Genomic DNA, 778 nt, shown 5'->3' with positions numbered 1-778 from the left:
CGCAACCAGCACAGCAACCTGTGCCTGGACGACTACAACTGGGTCACCACGCCGGTGCTGGACGTGGCGGCACGTCTCCGCGCGGCCGGTCGGCCGGTCGAGGCGGCCGAGCCGAAGGCGGGCGCGGCCGTGCTGCTGGCCGGTCGCGGTGAGCGGGAGGCGGCGGACGCGGCGTTGCGCGAGGCGCTGGCGGGTTATGACGGGTTGGGCGCGGCGCACGACGTGCGCCGGGCCGAGGAGCGCGTGCGCCGGGTTCGGCGGGAGGCGTCGGGGGAGTGGTCAGCGGGATGACGGTGGCGGTTCGGGTCGAGCTGCTGGGAACGGTGCGCGCCTGGGCGGGCGAACGGGAGATCGCCCTGGGGTCGTCGCGGCCGCGCGCGGTGTTCGCGATGCTCGCGCTGCGGACGGGTGGCGTCGGCCGGGACGAGCTCGTGGCGGGCGTGTGGGGCGCCGACGCGCCGGCGACGGCCGAGGGCAGCGTCCACACGTACGTGTCGACGCTGCGGAAGGCCCTGGAGCCGGACCGGCCGCGCGGCACGCCGTCCAGCCTGCTGGTGTCGGTGGGGTCGGGGTACCGGCTCGTGCTGGAGGCCGAGGGCTCGGACGTCGAGCGGTTCGACGGGTTGCGCGACCGGGCCCGGCGGCAGCTGGCCGGCGGTGACCCGGAGGGCGCGCGGTCCTCCTTGGACACCGCGCTGGGCCTGTGGCGCGGCGAGCCGCTGTCCGGGCTGGCGGGGCCGTTCGCCGAAGCGGAGCGGCGCAGGCTGGCCGAGGCCCG

At 77.6% G+C, this 778-nt stretch carries 2 protein-coding genes; both read left to right on the top strand.

Annotation, left to right across the window (positions count from 1 at the left end):
* The coding region (locus tag ACFQ3T_RS36870) for a hypothetical protein (RefSeq protein WP_380730839.1) at positions 1-291 on the top strand (291 nt) is incomplete at its 5' end.
* A partial coding sequence (locus ACFQ3T_RS36865; protein ID WP_380730837.1) for an AfsR/SARP family transcriptional regulator occupies positions 288-778 on the top strand: 491 nt, incomplete at its 3' end. The genes ACFQ3T_RS36870 and ACFQ3T_RS36865, both read left to right, overlap by 4 nt.

Source organism: Saccharothrix hoggarensis (assembly GCF_042678885.1).
GTDB classification, from domain to species: domain Bacteria; phylum Actinomycetota; class Actinomycetes; order Mycobacteriales; family Pseudonocardiaceae; genus Actinosynnema; species Actinosynnema hoggarensis.
The sequence above is the reverse complement of the archived record's forward strand: the minus strand, read 5'-3'. Positions and strand labels throughout refer to the sequence as shown.